Below are 17028 nucleotides of genomic sequence, written 5' to 3' on the forward strand. Positions count from 1 at the left end.
AATGAACAAAATAAAAGAAACTATATTACTTCCTTATGCTTTTTACGATAGGCATAATGAAAAATAATCGGCAGTATTGTAAATGACAGCAGCATACAGATGATTAATCCCCCTACAATCATGATAGCTAAAGGCTTTTGAATTTCAGAGCCCATTCCGTTTGACATTGCTGCAGGAAGCAGTCCCATAGATCCCATCAAAGCAATCATCACCACAGGACGGATTCTACTCTTCACTCCCTGTGCAATGGATTCTTTGAGAGAAAGTCTGTTTTGGAGATTTTCCTTCATCACTCCAATCAGAACAATTCCATCTATCGTTGCCACTCCGAAGAGGATAATGAAACCGATTCCCGCAGAAATCCCGAATATAGTTCCTGTAAACCAAAGAGATAAGAATCCTCCGATAAACGCAAATGCCAATGTAATGGAAGAAATCAGCGTGTCTTTTATATTTCCGAAGTTAAAATACAACAGCATCAGAATTAAAACTAGAGAAATCGGTACAACCATAGCCAGCTGTTTTGCCGCTCTTTCTTTGCTTTCAAACTCTCCGGCCCAGGTCATTTTATGATTTTTCGGAAGCTTTACTTCTCTATCTACTTTCGCTTTAGCTTCTTTGATGGTACTTCCGAGATCACGTCCTTCAATATTGAATCCAACTCCGATATATCTGCTGTTTCCTTCGCGGTAGATAAATGATGGCCCGGTATGATAATCAATGGTGGCAATTTCTTTCAACGGAACTTTTTTATTGTCCTGAGTCGGGATCAGAATATTTCCCATCTTTTCAGGAGTATCTCTGTAATCTTTTTCAAATCTAAGCATCACATCAAACATCCTTTCTTCTTCATAAAATTTGGTCGCGGCCTGCCCTCCGATCGTCATTTCAATCACAGCCTGTGCATCTGCGGTGGAAACACCATACTTTGCCATTTTGGAGTCATGAAGCTGTATTCTTAATTCCGGAAGTCCGATATTTTTGAAAACGTTTACATCTGATATTCCGGGAACAGTTCTGATGGAATTGGCTACTTTATTGGCATAATTTTCAAGTTCAAAAAGATCGTTTCCAAAAATTTTAATAACCAACGGAGCTTTTACTCCTGCTACATATTCTTCCACATTGTCCTGTATCGGCTGACTGAATCCAAAATTGATTCCCGGATATTTCTCAAGAGAAACTCTCATTTCTTCAAGGAGTTCTTCTTTGGATATTTTTTTCTTCCACTCGTTCTCTGGTTTCAGCTGAATATTAAATTCGATATTAAAGAATCCTGTAGGGTCAGTACCATCATTGGGACGACCTGTTTGGGTCATGACAAATTTTACTTCATCATACTTCATTAAAATCTCTTTCATCTCTTTGGTCAACCGTACAGATTCATCGAGATTAACACTGTTTGGAAGGGTTGCTCTTACATAAATTGCACCCTCGTTTAGTTTAGGTAAAAATTCTGATCCGTAATTGGAGAATCTCCATCCACATACTGCAAGCAAAGCAATGAAACCAATAATGAATCCTTTTTTATGGCGGTCACTGAATTCGTAGATTCTGTAAATATTAACTCTGAAAAATCTGGAAATAAAATTTTCTTTCTCTTCAATATTCTTAGTGAGGAGCAGTTTACACATTGCCGGAACATACGTCAAACTTAAGATCAAAGATCCTAACAATGCATATCCCAACGTAAATGCTAATGGAGAGAACATTTTTCCTTCTACTTTCTGGAAAGAGAAAATCGGCATCAGGGCAACGATAAGGATCAATAAGGCAAAGAAAATATAACTTGCGACACTTCCTGCGCTTTTCTTGATAATTCCCAGCTTTGAAATTTTGTTGAATCTCCGCAGTCCTATCTTTTTTGCTTTAAGCTCGAGGGCGACAAAGACATGTTCCACAATAACCAATGTCCCTTCCAGAAGCAGTCCGAAATCCAGTGCTCCCATGGAAATCAGGTTGGCAGGCAATCCCTGAATTTTAAGCATAATGATAGCAAACAGAAAAGCTAGCGGAATTACTGATGCTACAATGAAAGTTGTTCTCCAGTTGTAAAGGAAAATAAATACAATAATGGAAACCAGAATGACTCCTTCAATAAGGTTTTTGGAAACCGTATGAACGGTAGTGTTCACAAGCTCTGTACGGTCAATGATCGGAACAATCTGAACATCACCGGGAAGCTCTCCCCATTCAGCTGCTCGATTCTGTCTTTCAGTCTTGCAATGACTTCACTTGGATTTTCACCGCGGAGCATGATCACAATCCCTTCTACAACATCATTTTCCTTATTATATCCTACCTGTCCCAATCTGGGCTTTGCAGAAACTTTCACTTCGGCAACGTGTTTCACCAGGATAGGCGTAGAGCCTTTTACTTCGATCTGAATATTCTCAATATCTTCTTTTTTCTCCAAAAGACCGATCCCCCGCACTACATAAGCCTGATCACCTTTTGCCACTACATCTCCGCCTACATTGATATTACTCTTCGAAACCGCTTCATACACATCCAGGGGGAAAGGTCGTAATTGTGTAATTCCGTAGGATTAATTTTTATTTCATATATTTTTTCTTCGCCGCCAAAGCTCACAACATCGGCAACACCAGGAACGGCCAGCAATTCTCTTTCTATTACCCAATCCTGAATAGAGGTAACTTCTTTGATCGGAAGTTTACTTTTAATGATATACCGGTAAATTTCACCGGTTGCCCCGGATGGAGGCTCAATGCTGTATTCTGCTCCTCCCGGAAGTTCTACATTTCCAAGTTTATTGGAAGCATATTGCTGTGCATAAAAATCATTCACATGATCATCAAAAATCACCGTTACCACAGATAATCCGAACAAGGAAATAGAGCGTACCGAAGTTTTATTCGGAATAGCATTCATTTCTTTGGAAATAGGTAATGTGACAAACTTTTCTATTTCTTCAGCACTTCTTCCCGGCCATTGGGTAATGACTCTCACCCTTGTATTGGTAACATCCGGAAATGCTTCAATGGGAGTATGTATATAGGAATAGATTCCTCCGGCCAGCAATAGAAAAGTTCCCAAAAGAACGATCAATGAGTTTTTTAAAGAGAAGGAAACTATATTCTGTACAAATTTTCGCATTACTTCTTGGAATTATTTAATTGATTTTTCAGGTTTTCATAGATCAGCAGTCCATTGGAAGCAATAACATTTTCACCTGGTTTTAAATTTCCTTCTACATAGATATATTGACTGTTGGAAGCAATTTCCGTTACCGGTCTTATCTCAAGCTCACAGTCTTTTTTATAAACCACCACATAACTTTGGTTATTATCAAAGATCAAAGCCTTTGCAGGAATAGCCAATGCAGATTTATTTTGTGAATTAATGGGTAATACAACATCTGCAGACATTCCCGGTCTCAGTTTCATTCCATTATTATCCATAATGATTTTGGCTTTGAGCACCCTTTCGTTTTCATTGAAAACCTGGGAAATCGTATTAATCTTTCCGGAAAAACTATCATCAGGATAAGCAAGCGTCTTTACCACTACCGGCTGATCAACATAAACATGCCTCATGTTGGTGGCATACACATTCGCCATCACCCACACTTTATCCAGATTGGAGATGGTAAACAGCTGATCTCCTCCTGCCGTAACCGGCATTCCTTTAGAGATATTCTTTGAAATAACATACCCGTCCGCAGGGGCCTTTATCTGAATAGTATTCCCTCCCGCTGAATACAGCTGCATATTTTTTTCGTCTTGGAAATATTAGATTGTAAAATGGCTACTTCTGATTTTGCTTCCTGCAGATCTTTCTGAGAGGCAATATCATCTTTATACATCGCTTCTACAGAAGACAGCTTTCTTTTGCTACTGCCAGCTGAGCCTGCAAGGTCTGGGTGTCATCCTGCATTTCATTGACAGCTGTACTTTTTACACTGGCCAGTGTTTGTCCCTTTTTCACATAATCGCCAAGAGAGAAATAGGTATCTATCACCACTCCGTCCACAAGACTTACAAAAGGAACCGTCTTATCAGAATTACTTTCCACTTCTCCGGTAAGTGTAATGCTTTCTTCTATGGGAAGCATTTCTGCTTTTACTAGTTTAAGGTCTTTCTTAAGCTCTTTACTGATGCAATAGCTTTTTCTGTTTCTTTATTTTCTGCTTTTCCGGCACAGCCTGTAAAAATGATGAGGGCAGACAGGTAAGCCGCAGCTATGTACTTGGTCATATTTTTGTTCATATCTTATAAATCTTGTCCTACAACATACTGCAGGCTTTCATAGTATTGATTAAGTTCTTTTTTGGTATCCAGGATGATCATTTTGTTTCCGATATAGGTTTCCAGAAAATCCATATATTCCAGCATGCTGATATTTCTTAATCTGAAATTTTTCTCATGGCTTACCAGCAGACCGTCCAGCGTAGCCTCGTAATTGTCATCAATTTCTTCTGATACCTGCTGTGTCCTGATATAGTTTCTGAAAACAGAGACAATTTCATTCTCAGATTTCTGCACATTTTTACGGGTCTCAAGTTTGCTTTTCTCAATTTCCAGTTTAGCTTCCTGAATATTTCCTTTGTTGCGGTCGAAAATGGGCAGATCCACAGAAACCCCCAGTCCTATGAAATCTTTCATGATATTTCCTCCGCGGTCGTATCCGATAGAAACTGCAACGTCGGGAGTTTTCATAGCATTTTGAATTTCCAGATTTTTGGCGGCATGCTTCTCTTTATTTTTTGCGATCATGATATCCGGACGGTTTTCTTTTGCCTTTTCCATCCATTGATTTACTTCCAGCTCTGAAATTTGTTTTTCAGGCATAGTGAATGAATCAGAAATGACCAGATAAGATTGTGGCGGCAGCATTAACAATGCTTTTAACTCCATCTGCTGGTCTTCGATTTCCTGTTTTAATGAAATCAGTTTCTTTTTAAATTCAATTTCCTGTGCCTTTAGGCGGACATACTCAGCTTTACTGATGTTGCCAAGGTTTAATTGATTATTATAGGATTTTGTTAATTTCCCGATGGAAGCAATCTGTCCCTGGTAGATTTTCTGCTGTTCCTGATTGTAAAGAATCTCTGTGATTGTATTTCTGAGTGTTTTCTTAAGCTCACGCAGAACTTCCTGCAGTTCATACTTTTCTCCTTCCACTTCTATTTTCTGAAGTTCAATATTTTTTCGTCTTTTACCCGCAGTCTGAATCACCTGTTCTATCTCAGCAGAAATCTGGGTATTTTTTCCCCAATTTCCGATCAATGCAGGCTGCTCTTCAATATCATAGGTTCTCCATAGATTGACTTCGCTGATACTTAATTTGGGATTGGGCCAGTATTGAGCCTGAATGGCTCTTGCTTCGGCTTGTGAAATCTCAAGTTTCTGCGCAATAAGGTCAAGGTTTTTAGCCAGAAAGATAGTCTCAGCTTCCTTTCTGCTGATTTTCATAGTATCTGAAATCTGCGCCGAAAAGAAACTGAAACAATGAATATAAAATAGGGTTAAAAATAGCTTCTTCAAGATCTTTTATTTTAAGACCACAAAGCTATTTGTCTAATATTAGAGGGAATTTTAAAGCAAATTAAAATTGGGTTAGTTCAACATTAGAGTTTGATTAGAATGATTTTATTCCTGCGAATTTTTGTTTGAAGAGAGTTATGTTTTGGCTAAAGCCAAAGGATTTGAATGCATTTTGTAAGCGGGTTAAAACCCGCTCCTATTGAATATTTAAATCTCTCATAGATTTCACGGATAATACAGATTTTTTTAAGATTTAAAATGAATCTTAAATCATCAATTTGCTAGATCTGGGAAATCTGTGGGAGAAAAAATCAAGAATGGGCGGGAAATTCCAGGAGAACATTGGTTCCCATATTAACCGTAGAATCAATTTTCATGACAATATGATGATGGTCAAAAATACTTTTTGAAAGCGATAAGCCAATTCCGCTTCCTTTAATGGTATCTACATTTTTTCCTCTGTAAAATGTTTCAGATATTTTCATCAGATCATCCGACGGAATCCCTCTTCCTTCATCTGTTACTTCAATATACAGCTGAGTATCTTTTTCTGATAAAGTAATGATTACAGGCTTATCATAAGAATACTTGATGGCATTTTCTACAATATTATATAAAGCCAGATACAGCAGCGTTTCGTTTCCGGGAAATTCAAGCAAAGCGGGTTGGGTTACGTGAAGCTGAATTTTAATGGAGGAATTATTTTCTTTCGCTTTAGGCTCCAATTTCTCGTAGATTTTCCACACCAGCTCATCTACCCTCATTGGCTTATGGGAAGATTCAAGTTTGGTCATTCCTGACATCAGTAAAAGGTTGTTGAGAATATTTTCAATCTCATATACATTTTCCAGAGACTCTTTTGCTACTTTCTTATATTCTTCCGGTGTACGGTCTTTTTGTGCAAAGACTTCCAGATTTCCGGAAATGGCAGCCAGAGGTGTTTTAAATTCATGAGAGACATAGTTAATAAAATTCTGCTGCAAGAGTACACTCTCAGAAATTCTGCCCAGCAGCTTATTGTAGGATTTAATAAGATCTTCAACTTCATCATTGGTATTGGTAGAAGTAATGGCCGTAGAAATATTATTATAATCCACTTTATTAATGCGTTCCACAACATTGGAAATAGGTTTATAAACCACTTTCGAAAGATACCGGCTCAGAAAATAAATTGCAAGCAAACCAATGACCAGCACTGAAAGCATAATAATGGAAAGCCTTAATATCTGAGATTGAAATGAATCGTTGGAAGATTTTACAAAAACAACAAAATCCCCCTGGTTATCCGGATAAAAAATCCCATAATAGAATTGGTTATCAGACATAAACTGTATTCCTTTATTATTCCGGACAGCCTGTAAATGGGAAGGCTTTATATTCTGATCATTAAGGTTATGCCCAAAGGTAACCTCGTTATTCTGATTATACACCGCCACTCTGTTATTCTGGATCAGATGATTGTATTCTTTTTTGATCTGGGCATGGCGGTCTTTCGGAAGTTCATCTTTTTCGAGATAATAAATAGCAGAAATCAGAGCCGCATTGCGAAGTTTTTCAAAATAAAAAATTTTGGTACTGTCATAATAGGCAAAGAATATCACCGCAGATGTGATGATAGAAACAATGCCGAATGAAAGGCTTGAAATAAGGGTAAACCTGTTTCTGAGTGTCATGATCAGTCTTTAATCAGATAGCCGGTTCCTTTCACCGTATGGATAATCTTCTGTTCTGTCTCGTCAATCTTATTACGGATGTAGGAAATATAAACATCCACTACATTCGTTGTATTATCAAAATCAATTCCCCAGACTTTATGCAAAATCTAGGTTCTGCTCAGCACCTTATTTTTATTCTCCATCAGGAAAGTAAAAAGTTTGTATTCAGTTGGAGAAAACTCTATTTCTTTACCGTTTTGAGTTACTTTATGAAGATCTGTATCAATAGTGATATTGCCGCATGATAAATATTGATCTTCTTTCTGATAGCTCAGTTTATTTCTTCTGGTTAAAGCTTTAATTCTTGAAATCAGTTCTTCAAAATGGAAAGGCTTTGATAAATAATCATCCGCTCCCATATCCAGCATTCTGATCTTATCATCAGGACTGTTCAGGGCGCTCAAAACCAGAATAGGCGTGTAATTTCCTTTGAATCTTATAATCTGTGTAAGCTGCATTCCGTCCAGCCCCGGAAGCATGATATCCATTAAAATAATATCAAAATCATAGGTATGAAGAAATTCACGTGCTTTTTCACCTGAATCGGCAAGGGTTATATTGTAACCGGCCTCAGAAAGGCCTTTTATCAGAAAATTGCTGATTCTTTGATCATCTTCTACCAACAAAATATTCATAAGTCTCTGAAATTTCCCATAAATATAGGTATTCTAATTAAGAAAGAAGCTGGAGGCTGGAAGAGAGAAGCAATGGAGCTCTGGTAAATCGTCCCAGCCATTTCATCAATCTTTTAAAATAGTAGAACAAACAACTATTATTACCCATACAGCTTCCAGCCTTTTTTCATAATTTTGAAAGATGGAGATGATATATTTAATTATTGGGTTTGTTGCCGGCGGCTTACTGGGAGCCATTATACTGTATCTTGCATTGAAATCATCAACGGTATCAAGGAGTTCATATGATGCACTGAACGCCTTATCTATTAAAACCCAGTCTGAGCTTGAAAACTCGAACCTGAAAATTCAGGAACTTACACAGAACATCAGTAAAGAAAAAGAAGCCAATATGCTGCAACAAGTTTACTGGATGACCTGAAAAATGAGTTTTCAAAAATCTCCGCCGAATATTCTTCTTTACATATCCAGTTTCAGGAGTTAAAACAAATCAATCAGAGACAGACTTCCCAGATAGAAACCCACATTCTTGAAAAGCAGACCCTTTTTGCTAAAAATTCTGAACTTCTGGCAAAAAATGAAGGCCTTCAAAAGTCTCTTGATACCCAGAAAGAAGAAATCATTAAAATCCAGGAAGATTCTAAGCTCCAGTTTGAAAACCTGGCCAATAAAATCCTGGAAGAAAAAACAGAAAAGTTTACTGTTTTAAACCAAAACAACTTAAAAAATATCCTTGAGCCTTTTCAGGAGAAAATTGCTGATCTAAAGAATAAAGTCAATGAAGCTTACGAAAAGGAAAACAAAGAACGTTTCTCCCTGGCAGAAAAAGTGAAGGAGCTGGCAGAACTGAACCAGCAGATATCTGAAGATGCCAAAAAACTCACCCGCGCACTGAAAGGAGAAAGTAAAACACAGGGAAACTGGGGAGAAATGATTCTTGAAAGTATTCTTGAAAAATCAGGACTGGTAAAAGGAAGGGAGTATTTCCTGGAACATGAATTACGTGATGAAGATAATAATGCTTTATTTTCCGAGTTTTCCGGAAAAAAATGCGCCCGGATGCGGTTGTAAAATATCCTGATGAAAGAAATGTTATTATAGATTCCAAGGTTTCACTTACTGCTTTCACAGAACTGGTGGACGAAACCGATGCCGATGTTTATGCTATCAAGCTCAGCCAGCACCTTGGATCTATCAAGAATCATATTAATCAGCTAAGTCAAAAAGCGTACGATGACTATGGAAAATCATTAGATTTCGTGATGATGTTTATTCCTAGCGAACCCGCTTATATTGCTGCGATGCAGGCAGATCAGAATCTCTGGAACTATGCTTATGAAAGAAGAATCCTTCTGCTCAACCCAAGCAATCTGATCACTTCCCTGAAGCTGATTGCCGATCTTTGGAAGCGGGAGTATCAAAACCGAAACTCTATGGAAATTGCCGAGCGCGGCGCCAAGCTCTATGACAAATTTGTAGGTTTTGTAGAAAACCTGGAAAAAGTGGGCCGAAATCTTGACCAGGCAAAGAACGTATATAATGAGGCATACAAACAGCTGCATACCGGAAATGACAACCTTGTCATTCAGACTCAGAAGCTGAAATCATTGGGAATTAAAAATAAAAAAGACCTGCCACAGAGCCTTATTGACAACAGCAATCTTATTGAACCTTCAGAAAGCTAAAACTCCATGAAAAAGCCATTTGCCATCATCATTATAAGTATTTTTATTTTTATACTCTCTCTTCCTTTTACAGCAGTATATACGGAACCCCATAATGTGGATGGGTTGACCTGTCTGTTATTAGGATGGGCAGAAATGAGCGGTGGAGGCATCGCATGGATGGCCAATCCTCTTCTTGTTACAGCAGCTTTTTTGCTTTTGATGAAAAAGACAAAAGCATCGTTAGTGATCAGTCTTCTTGCGTTGCTTCTCACTTTATGTTTTTTAACCGTGAAGGAAATCACTGTTGATGAAGCAGGTCATCAGAATCCGATAACAGGCTATGGCCCGGCTTATTACTTATGGATAGCAAGCTGCATTTCAATGATTTCAGGGAATATTATTCTTATTAGATCCGCTGGGCAAACTCATATTTCCAAATAAAGTGCTGTTTAAAACGAGCCTGGAAAACCTTTTTATCAAAGCCAGGGAAGTTCAATCATAAATTTTGCATAATTTTGCAGCATGTTGATAGAAAGTTTCCAGAACGATAAAATAAAAAATGTCACTAAGCTCCTTACTGACAACAGATTTCGTAAAAAATCAAAAGTTTTTGTAGTAGAAGGCCAGCAGGAAAATGAAAGGGCCATTCAGTATGATTTTGAACCCCAGGAGTTCTTTATCTGTGAAAGTATATTCAAAGGAGCTATTCCCAATGGAAAAATCCATTACGTAAGCGAGAAAGTATATGAAAAAATAGCTTACAGAGGAAGTTCAGAAGGAATTATCGGGGTTTACCATGCAAAGGAAACTCTTCTTTCATCATTTGTTCCCCAAAAAGATTCTACAGTAATTATTGTTGAAGGTGTAGAAAAGCCAGGAAATCTTGGCGCAATTTTAAGAAGCTGTGAAGCATTTGGAATTGATGCACTGATTGTTGCTGACGGAAAAACGGATTTCTATAACCCCAATGTCATCAGATCAAGTGTTGGATGTCTTTTCGGAATGGAAGTGTATCAGGCTGAAAATAAAGAGACATTGGAATTTTTGCAAAAAAATAACTTCAATATCTATACCACGCTTATGGATGAAAGTGCTGAAGATCTTTATAAGAGAGATTTCAGACAGCGTTCTGCCGTGTTATTCGGTACGGAACATTCCGGATTAAGTGATTTCTGGATCAAAAAAGGGAAAAATACCCTGATTCCTATGGCCGGAAGTATTGATTCTCTGAATCTGAGCAATGCTGTAGCGATTACCTGCTATGAATCTTTGAGACAGAAGAAGGGCTAACTATATTTGGCTATTCCTTGTTGAACTTTGTCTATTAAGAGATTGCCCAGCCTTTGACTCGCAATGGGTAAGCATAAAAAAACCGCTTCACTGGGTGAAACGGTTCTTTTATTGTTAAGCGTATGCTAGAATTATTTCTTAGCAGCGTCTTTTGCAGCATCTTTAGCAGCGTCAGCAGCACCTTTAGCAGCATCAGCAGCTCCTTTAGCAGCTTCTCCAGCTCCTTTAGCAGCATCTTTAGCAACTTCAGCACCAGCAGCAGTTGTAGCAGCAGCAGCATCTTTAGTAGCTTCTACAGCAGTAGTTGCAGCAGAATCAACAACTTTAGCAGCAGAATCAGAAACTACAGCAGCAGAATCAGCTACAGTAGCAGCAGCAGAATCAGCAGTACCTTCAGTAGAAGTAGCTTCAGTTTTTTTACAAGCAACTAGAGAGATTGCAGCGATAGCAGCTACGAATAATGACTTTTTCATAATAAATTAAATTTAATTTTGTTAATATTGTTTTATAAAATTTTCTTCTGTTCTGTTATTTGAACAAGACAAAGGTAGAGCAGTTAGAAAGTTTGTCTATGAAAAATAATTGTAATACCTTTGTAAAATCGTTTTACAAAGAAACGCAACTGATAATCAACAATTTAATTATTTTTTGAAAAATTGACAGATTTAGATCTATTACACTTTGAGCAACTGAAAAAGGAAGTTCAGAGCCAATACTTAAAAGAATATACCCCATCACAGGATGATATTTCCAAGTGGAAGGGTATAGATATTATATATTTTCAGGAAGACCTGCAGGAAAAAGCAAAAGGAAACATCAGTGAAAAGTCATTTTACACTTACTTTAAAACTTCACCGGTTACCAAATTGCCCAGAATAGATATGCTCAATTTATTGAGTATTTATGCGGGTTATGACTCCTGGTACGAATTCAAAAAGCAGCATCTTTTTGCCGGCGAATTATTGCAGGAAAATGAAAATCCTGATGAAGAAGAAATTGATGAACCGGAGAAAACGGTTTCTGAAGCGCCTGAACTTCCAAAAACTGAAATTCAGCCTAAAAAATCGAGATCCGCACCCCGGAAAATACTGATTTACAAAAATCAGCCACTGATAATCAAACAATTAAACAAAATAACACTACAACAAATGAGGTTGAGATTTCATCTGTTCCGCCAAAGAAAAATTTCTTTAAAAAGAATGCCTGGGCACTTGTTACTTCAGTTTTAATTACCATCACCGGCCTTTTAGGATTTAAAGATGTACTTTTCGAAAACATATAAATATTGTTTCATCGATAAAGACAGGGGAGTTTCTGTGATCAACACTTTAGAAATAATGGTAGTGAAAGAAAATGAATCTCCACTGATGTATAAAATAAAGCCGGGGGAATGCTTCTACTATTCTACCAAGGATAAAAATTTAAAAATGCGGATCAGCGCTCCTTTCTACGAACCTCTTGAAGTAAACAGAAACCTTGAAAATGCTCCTGAAGAAGAAAAAATAGAGTTAAAGCCGGATGATTATAAGATGGCTGTCTATTATTTCTCTATAAAAGACATCAAGGGGGAAATCCTGATGAGCAGGTTGCTCTTATTAAACAGAAGAGAAACCAGCTGGAAAACCTGATCAGCAACAATGCGGTAATTTACCAGGTATATGATAACGATACTTATGGTATAGAAAGCCTGAATAAGCAGAAATATATCACATTGGTAACCACCCCTACCACCTCTCTGAAAAACCTGAATGTAATAGAAATGAAAAAGGATAACAAAGGTAAGATTGTATCCATTAAATTTAAAATTGCTACCACAGATGAAAAGAATAAATAATTTTTAATTTTCACCGTGCTTCTGACTTTATTTATTGCCTGCAATAATAAAACTTCAGAGGTAAGCGACCTCGATAAACTGCGAAACAGCAACAATGAAAAGAGCTATCCTGCTGTACAGATGGACAGTATGCAGGCCATTAACTCCATCACCAAACAGAAAGTTCAGGAGCTGCTCGACCTGTCGACTCTTTACCTGAGCGGAAACAGAAATACAGAAATAGACACGGTCATCTATTCTCAGATGGAAAGCTACTTCCACAAGCCTGATTCCCTCACCTTTAAAAGGCTGCTGAAAGAGCTGGACAGTATGAAAGTGAAAACTGCTAAGGTAAGCAACCTGAATGTTTATAAAGAATTTTATAAAAAGGACACATTGGATTATGCCAAATTTAATGTAGAGTACTTCGATAATAAAAACAAGTCTCTGGGAAGCTTTGAAAAGAATGCACAGTACATCTTGCTCTCTACTTCAAAACTTAAGAAAGAATTTAAATTTTACTTTTTAGATTTTTATTCCAAACCACTTAAGAAAGACAGCACTTCTGTAGGAGTAACCAAATAGTCCAGGAATATCGTTTTCCCAGACATCATCCACATATTCATCGGGATCAAAATAATTGATTCCGATTTTTTTGTCTCAGGAGAAATACTTTGAAACAGGCCGTCATAAAATCCTTTTCCATACCCTACCCGGTTTCCTTTTCCATCACAATACAGCAGGGGTGTAATGACGTAATGAAAGTAATTTTCACCGGAATCTTCATTGGAAACAGGTTCTGTAATCCCCCAGCTGTTGGCTTCATAAAGAGTATCTTCAGAGATTTCTATATTAATCAGTTTATCAGCCACAATCTTAGGACATAAACCCGGATATTTTGCTCTAAAAAATACTTTATGAAGATTTGGGTATCAATTTCCTTCCTCTCCGGAATCGGGATGAAAATATGTACTTTCTCCCCCACTTTCGGGTCGAAATACTTAATGAAATTTTCAAAAGTCTTCTGTGATAACAAGAAAGCCTCATCATCAGACAAGGCTTTTTTTTTTTGTATATTTTTTCTAAGCTCAGCTTTCAGCATAATTATCAGGTTATTTTAACTGAAATAATTGTTTCTGGATTATGCGTTCTCCAAAATTCTATACAGTTTATCAGACAGGCGAACTCTGAACGGAAGCTCGAAAGTAATCTGATCTCCCGGCTTTGCAGTTTCACAAGGACCTCCGTTGGCATAGATCTCAGTAACAGTAACTTCCTGTTCTCCCGTTGTAGGGCCTGAAATCAATATTTTATCTCCTACTGACAGGCCTTTGTTTTCAATTAAGAACTGTGCAATTTTTGATTTTGAATAGTAATGTTCTGCTTTTCCGATCAGCTCTTTTTTAACAGCAATCTTCTGGCGGATATTTTTAGTTTCAGCTTTTGCCAGAGGCTTATCCGGTAAATCACCTGATTTTTTGAACTTCAAAGCATCCGATTTTCCTTTTCTGAAAACTTTATTTCCAACCTGCAGCCCTTTTCTCAGCTTCACCTGCTCGTCCCAAGGCAGATGTATGGTATCCAGACATTCTGTGGAGCAGCAGTTTTCCATTGCAGCCTTACATTCATCACATTGGATAAATAATAAATGACAAGCGTCATTAGCACAGTTCGTATGGTTATCACAAGGTTTACCACACTGGTGGCACTGTGCAATAATATCGTCTGTAATTCTTTCCCCCAAGCGGTGGTCAAATACAAAGTTTTTACCAATGAACTTACTTTTGATACCTTCTTCTTTTATCTGGCGTGTGTACTCGATGATGCCACCTTCCAGCTGGTAAACATTTTTGAAGCCCTGATGTTTGAAATAGGCACTGGCCTTTTCACAACGGATCCCGCCGGTACAATACATCAACAGGTTTTTATCTTCTTTAAAATCCTGAAGCTGTTCATTGATAATCGGTAAACTTTCTCTGAAATTTTCCACATCCGGTGTAATAGCTCCTTCAAAGTGCCCCACTTCACTCTCGTAATGGTTTCTGAAGTCTACTACAATAGTATTAGGATCTTCCAGCATATTATTGAACTCCTGAGCTTTCAGATGAATTCCTTTATTGGTAACATCAAAAGTTTCATCGTTCAAACCGTCAGCAACAATTTTGTTTCTGACTTTTATGGTTAATTTTAAAAAGAATAATTGTCCTGATCTACCGCTACATTCAAACGGATTCCTTTCATGAAGTCATAAACTTCCAGCGTATCACGAAAAGCCTCAAACTGATCTGCAGGAACACTCATCTGAGCATTAATTCCTTCAGTGGCAACATAAATACGGCCAAGGGCATCCAGTGCATTCCAGGCTATAAATAATTCGTCGCGAAATTTTTGGGATCTTCAATTTTGGCATACGCATAGAAAGACAAGGTAAGGCGGTCTTTACCGGCTTCATCAATAAGTTTGGCTCTTTCTTCTGCGCTTAAGGTGTTATACAGTTGCATGCTATAAACGTTTTAAGTGAGAATAAAATTTTTGCAAAGATAATCATTTTTGAATTAAATATACTGATGATAAGAATCACAGCTATACCCAATAAGTAATCAGCAATGAATTAAATAATGCTGTACCCTGAGAAAGTCTGACATATTTTCCTTAATTTTTTTTAAGTTTTGTTAACTATGACATTAACAATTATGATTTAAGGCACAAAATGATATAATAGCCGTTAAATTTTAGTTAAAATTGAAACATAGCATACTAATTGCTTACTTATTTAACATTAAATTTGTTTACTCAAAAACATAAAAATAAATTAATTAATAAACAAGAAAGATATACAATGAAGAGTACTTTAAAAAAACTATTACCATTTGCAGTAGTTGGGGTAATTTCCGGAGCTACTACCGTTGGAGCTTTACAATATTTCGGACCTGGTTCCAACAATGGAGATCAATCTTATTTCACAACAGCCGCACCCAACACTTCGTTTGCGGGAATGAATACGGCAGCCGTAGGTGATGACTTTGTAAAAGCAGCTAAAACAACTGTTCCGGCTGTAGTTACCATTAAAAATTATCAAAGCAGAACTTCAAGCAGAGCTTCAGAGCAGGATTTGTTTGATTTCTTCTTCGGAGATCCTTTCGGGGGAAGAGGCCAGCAGAGACAGAAGCAGCAGGCTCCTGATAATATGCCATCAGGAATGGGTTCAGGGGTAATTATATCGCCGGATGGTTATATTATTTCAAATAACCACGTGGTGGCCGGAGCTAATAAGCTGGAAGTCGTATTAAGCAACAAAAAATCATATATTGCTACTTTGGTAGGTACAGACCCTAACACGGATATCTCTTTATTAAAGATTGAAGAAAAAGGTCTTCCTTATCTGAATTTTGCCAACTCTGACAATATTGATGTAGGACAATGGGTGCTTGCAGTAGGAAACCCGCTTGGGTTAAACTCTACAGTAACAGCCGGTATTGTTTCTGCTAAAGGAAGAGGTATCGGAATTTTAGGAAGCCAGGGAAAGCGGCTAACCCTATCGAAAGTTTCATCCAGACGGATGCTGCCATCAACCCGGGTAACTCTGGAGGTGCTTTGGTGAACACTAATGGTGAACTTATCGGAATCAATTCGGCAATTCAGTCTACTACAGGATATTACCAGGGATACGGATTTGCTGTTCCTTCCAACTTAGCAAGAAAAATTGTTGAGGATATCAAGAAATTCGGAATTGTACAGCGAGGATTCTTAGGAGTTCAGTCTCTGGATCTTTCGAATGATCAATTGGTAAGTTCTTACAATCAGCAATATAAAACGAACCTAAAAGTAGGGTCCGGGATCTATATTACAGGATTTGGCGAGAACAGCGGTGCTGAAGATGCAGGCTTGAAAAAGGTGACATTATTACGAAAGTAGATACCTATGACATTACTGATTTCGCAGACCTTTCTATGTCTATCGGAAGCAAACGTCCGGGTGATAAAGTACAGGTAACTTATCTGAGAAATGGCAAAGAAGGAACAACTAACGTAACGCTTAGAGACCAAAAAGGCGGAACTTCCACAAGAACAAAAGCAGATCTTAGCGTAACTGAAAAAATAGGAGCTGAATTCCAAAGCATTGATGACAGAACAAAAGCATATTACGGCTTAAATAGCGGGGTTGTTGCCAAAAACGTCATAGAAGGAAGTGAAATGGCCAAAGCAGGAATTGTGGACGGTTACATCATTACAGAAATCAATGGTAAACCTGTCAACTCTCAGAAAGATGTAGAAAGCTTATTGAATAAATTCTCCGGAACCGCACAAATAAAATACATGGATGACTACGGAAGAAATTACCAGAGAGGATTCAAAATGCCTTAGTCAAAAAATTAAATTAGTTTTTCTCATATCAACATAA

The 17028-nt window shown here is 37.6% G+C and carries 15 protein-coding genes and 4 pseudogenes; 8 read left to right on the forward strand and 11 right to left on the reverse strand.

Annotated features, from left to right (window positions below):
* Nucleotides 1-20 precede the first annotated feature (20 nt).
* The 8 genes and pseudogenes from OWR28_RS20780 to OWR28_RS20815 form a co-directional block, all read right to left on the reverse strand.
* Nucleotides 21-3117, reverse strand: a pseudogene (locus tag OWR28_RS20780) (efflux RND transporter permease subunit).
* Nucleotides 3117-3731 (reverse strand): efflux RND transporter periplasmic adaptor subunit, encoded by a 615-nt coding sequence (locus OWR28_RS20785; protein ID WP_332388329.1) that lies wholly within the window; start codon nucleotides 3729-3731, stop codon nucleotides 3117-3119. Before OWR28_RS20785 ends, OWR28_RS20780 begins: the two are co-directional and overlap by 1 nt.
* A gap of 100 nt (nucleotides 3732-3831) precedes the next feature.
* Nucleotides 3832-4074: an efflux RND transporter periplasmic adaptor subunit gene (locus tag OWR28_RS20790; protein WP_332388330.1), complete on the reverse strand. Its 243-nt coding sequence runs from the start codon at nucleotides 4072-4074 to the stop codon at nucleotides 3832-3834.
* Between the two features lie 11 nt (nucleotides 4075-4085).
* On the reverse strand, nucleotides 4086-4217 hold the full coding sequence (locus OWR28_RS20795; protein ID WP_332388331.1) for a hypothetical protein: 132 nt from the start codon (nucleotides 4215-4217) through the stop codon (nucleotides 4086-4088).
* Between the two features lie 15 nt (nucleotides 4218-4232).
* Nucleotides 4233-5435: a TolC family protein gene (locus OWR28_RS20800; protein WP_332388332.1), complete on the reverse strand. Its 1203-nt coding sequence runs from the start codon at nucleotides 5433-5435 to the stop codon at nucleotides 4233-4235.
* A 383-nt stretch (nucleotides 5436-5818) separates the two neighbouring features.
* The gene (locus OWR28_RS20805; protein ID WP_332388333.1) at nucleotides 5819-7180 is read right to left on the reverse strand and encodes a HAMP domain-containing sensor histidine kinase; all 1362 of its coding nucleotides are present in this window, start codon (nucleotides 7178-7180) and stop codon (nucleotides 5819-5821) included.
* A 2-nt stretch (nucleotides 7181-7182) separates the two neighbouring features.
* The gene (locus OWR28_RS20810; protein ID WP_332388334.1) at nucleotides 7183-7326 is read right to left on the reverse strand and encodes a helix-turn-helix domain-containing protein; all 144 of its coding nucleotides are present in this window, start codon (nucleotides 7324-7326) and stop codon (nucleotides 7183-7185) included.
* Nucleotides 7327-7329: 3 nt separating this feature from the next.
* On the reverse strand, nucleotides 7330-7857 hold the full coding sequence (locus OWR28_RS20815) for a response regulator transcription factor (RefSeq protein WP_332388335.1): 528 nt from the start codon (nucleotides 7855-7857) through the stop codon (nucleotides 7330-7332).
* 181 nt (nucleotides 7858-8038) lie between these two features.
* Here OWR28_RS20815 and OWR28_RS20820 point away from each other — a divergent pair.
* The 3 genes and pseudogenes from OWR28_RS20820 (at nucleotide 8039) to OWR28_RS20830 (ending at nucleotide 10814) form a co-directional block, all read left to right on the forward strand.
* Nucleotides 8039-9542, forward strand: a pseudogene (locus tag OWR28_RS20820) (DNA recombination protein RmuC).
* Between the two features lie 6 nt (nucleotides 9543-9548).
* Nucleotides 9549-9965: a hypothetical protein gene (locus tag OWR28_RS20825; RefSeq protein ID WP_332388336.1), complete on the forward strand. Its 417-nt coding sequence runs from the start codon at nucleotides 9549-9551 to the stop codon at nucleotides 9963-9965.
* 81 nt (nucleotides 9966-10046) lie between these two features.
* On the forward strand, nucleotides 10047-10814 hold the full coding sequence (locus OWR28_RS20830; protein ID WP_332388337.1) for an RNA methyltransferase: 768 nt from the start codon (nucleotides 10047-10049) through the stop codon (nucleotides 10812-10814).
* Between the two features lie 131 nt (nucleotides 10815-10945).
* Here OWR28_RS20830 and OWR28_RS20835 read toward each other — a convergent pair whose 3' ends face one another.
* A complete protein-coding gene (locus tag OWR28_RS20835; RefSeq protein ID WP_332388338.1) occupies nucleotides 10946-11287 on the reverse strand; it encodes a hypothetical protein in 342 nt (113 codons plus the stop codon).
* A 183-nt stretch (nucleotides 11288-11470) separates the two neighbouring features.
* Here OWR28_RS20835 and OWR28_RS20840 point away from each other — a divergent pair, with 183 nt between their 5' ends.
* From OWR28_RS20840 to OWR28_RS20855, 4 genes are all read left to right on the forward strand, one after another.
* Nucleotides 11471-12043: a hypothetical protein gene (locus OWR28_RS20840; RefSeq protein WP_332388339.1), complete on the forward strand. Its 573-nt coding sequence runs from the start codon at nucleotides 11471-11473 to the stop codon at nucleotides 12041-12043.
* A gap of 30 nt (nucleotides 12044-12073) precedes the next feature.
* On the forward strand, nucleotides 12074-12442 hold the full coding sequence (locus OWR28_RS20845) for a hypothetical protein (protein ID WP_332388340.1): 369 nt from the start codon (nucleotides 12074-12076) through the stop codon (nucleotides 12440-12442).
* An 83-nt stretch (nucleotides 12443-12525) separates the two neighbouring features.
* On the forward strand, nucleotides 12526-12648 hold the full coding sequence (locus OWR28_RS20850; protein ID WP_332388341.1) for a hypothetical protein: 123 nt from the start codon (nucleotides 12526-12528) through the stop codon (nucleotides 12646-12648).
* A 15-nt stretch (nucleotides 12649-12663) separates the two neighbouring features.
* Complete coding sequence (locus OWR28_RS20855; protein ID WP_332388342.1) at nucleotides 12664-13212, forward strand: hypothetical protein; 549 nt, start codon at nucleotides 12664-12666, stop codon at nucleotides 13210-13212.
* On the opposite strand, the gene OWR28_RS20860 is transcribed toward OWR28_RS20855, so the two are convergent.
* Complete coding sequence (locus OWR28_RS20860) at nucleotides 13161-13499, reverse strand: 5-formyltetrahydrofolate cyclo-ligase (protein WP_332388343.1); 339 nt, start codon at nucleotides 13497-13499, stop codon at nucleotides 13161-13163. The genes OWR28_RS20855 and OWR28_RS20860 overlap by 52 nt on opposite strands.
* Before the next feature lie 269 nt (nucleotides 13500-13768).
* Nucleotides 13769-15128, reverse strand: a pseudogene (gene trhO, locus OWR28_RS20865) (oxygen-dependent tRNA uridine(34) hydroxylase TrhO).
* Nucleotides 15129-15466: 338 nt separating this feature from the next.
* On the opposite strand from trhO, the pseudogene OWR28_RS20870 reads away from it, so the two are divergent.
* A pseudogene (locus tag OWR28_RS20870) lies at nucleotides 15467-16991 on the forward strand (trypsin-like peptidase domain-containing protein).
* The last annotated feature ends 37 nt before the right edge of the window (nucleotides 16992-17028 follow it).

The organism is Chryseobacterium sp. 1B4 (assembly GCF_036631475.1).
In the GTDB taxonomy this organism is placed as follows: Bacteria; Bacteroidota; Bacteroidia; order Flavobacteriales; family Weeksellaceae; genus Chryseobacterium.

What these genes read in the sequence shown, in the direction of transcription:
- OWR28_RS20785 (WP_332388329.1), bottom strand. Translation starts at nt 3,731, where the DNA reads ATGCAGCTGTATTCAGCGGGAGGGAATACTATTCAGATAAAGGCCCCT.
- OWR28_RS20790 (WP_332388330.1), bottom strand. Translation starts at nt 4,074, where the DNA reads ATGCTTCCCATAGAAGAAAGCATTACACTTACCGGAGAAGTGGAAAGT.
- OWR28_RS20795 (WP_332388331.1), bottom strand. Translation starts at nt 4,217, where the DNA reads ATGACCAAGTACATAGCTGCGGCTTACCTGTCTGCCCTCATCATTTTT.
- OWR28_RS20800 (WP_332388332.1), bottom strand. Translation starts at nt 5,435, where the DNA reads ATGAAAATCAGCAGAAAGGAAGCTGAGACTATCTTTCTGGCTAAAAAC.
- OWR28_RS20805 (WP_332388333.1), bottom strand. Translation starts at nt 7,180, where the DNA reads ATGACACTCAGAAACAGGTTTACCCTTATTTCAAGCCTTTCATTCGGC.
- OWR28_RS20815 (WP_332388335.1), bottom strand. Translation starts at nt 7,857, where the DNA reads ATGAATATTTTGTTGGTAGAAGATGATCAAAGAATCAGCAATTTTCTG.
- OWR28_RS20825 (WP_332388336.1), top strand. Translation starts at nt 9,549, where the DNA reads ATGAAAAAGCCATTTGCCATCATCATTATAAGTATTTTTATTTTTATA.
- OWR28_RS20830 (WP_332388337.1), top strand. Translation starts at nt 10,047, where the DNA reads ATGTTGATAGAAAGTTTCCAGAACGATAAAATAAAAAATGTCACTAAG.
- OWR28_RS20835 (WP_332388338.1), bottom strand. Translation starts at nt 11,287, where the DNA reads ATGAAAAAGTCATTATTCGTAGCTGCTATCGCTGCAATCTCTCTAGTT.
- OWR28_RS20845 (WP_332388340.1), top strand. Translation starts at nt 12,074, where the DNA reads ATGTACTTTTCGAAAACATATAAATATTGTTTCATCGATAAAGACAGG.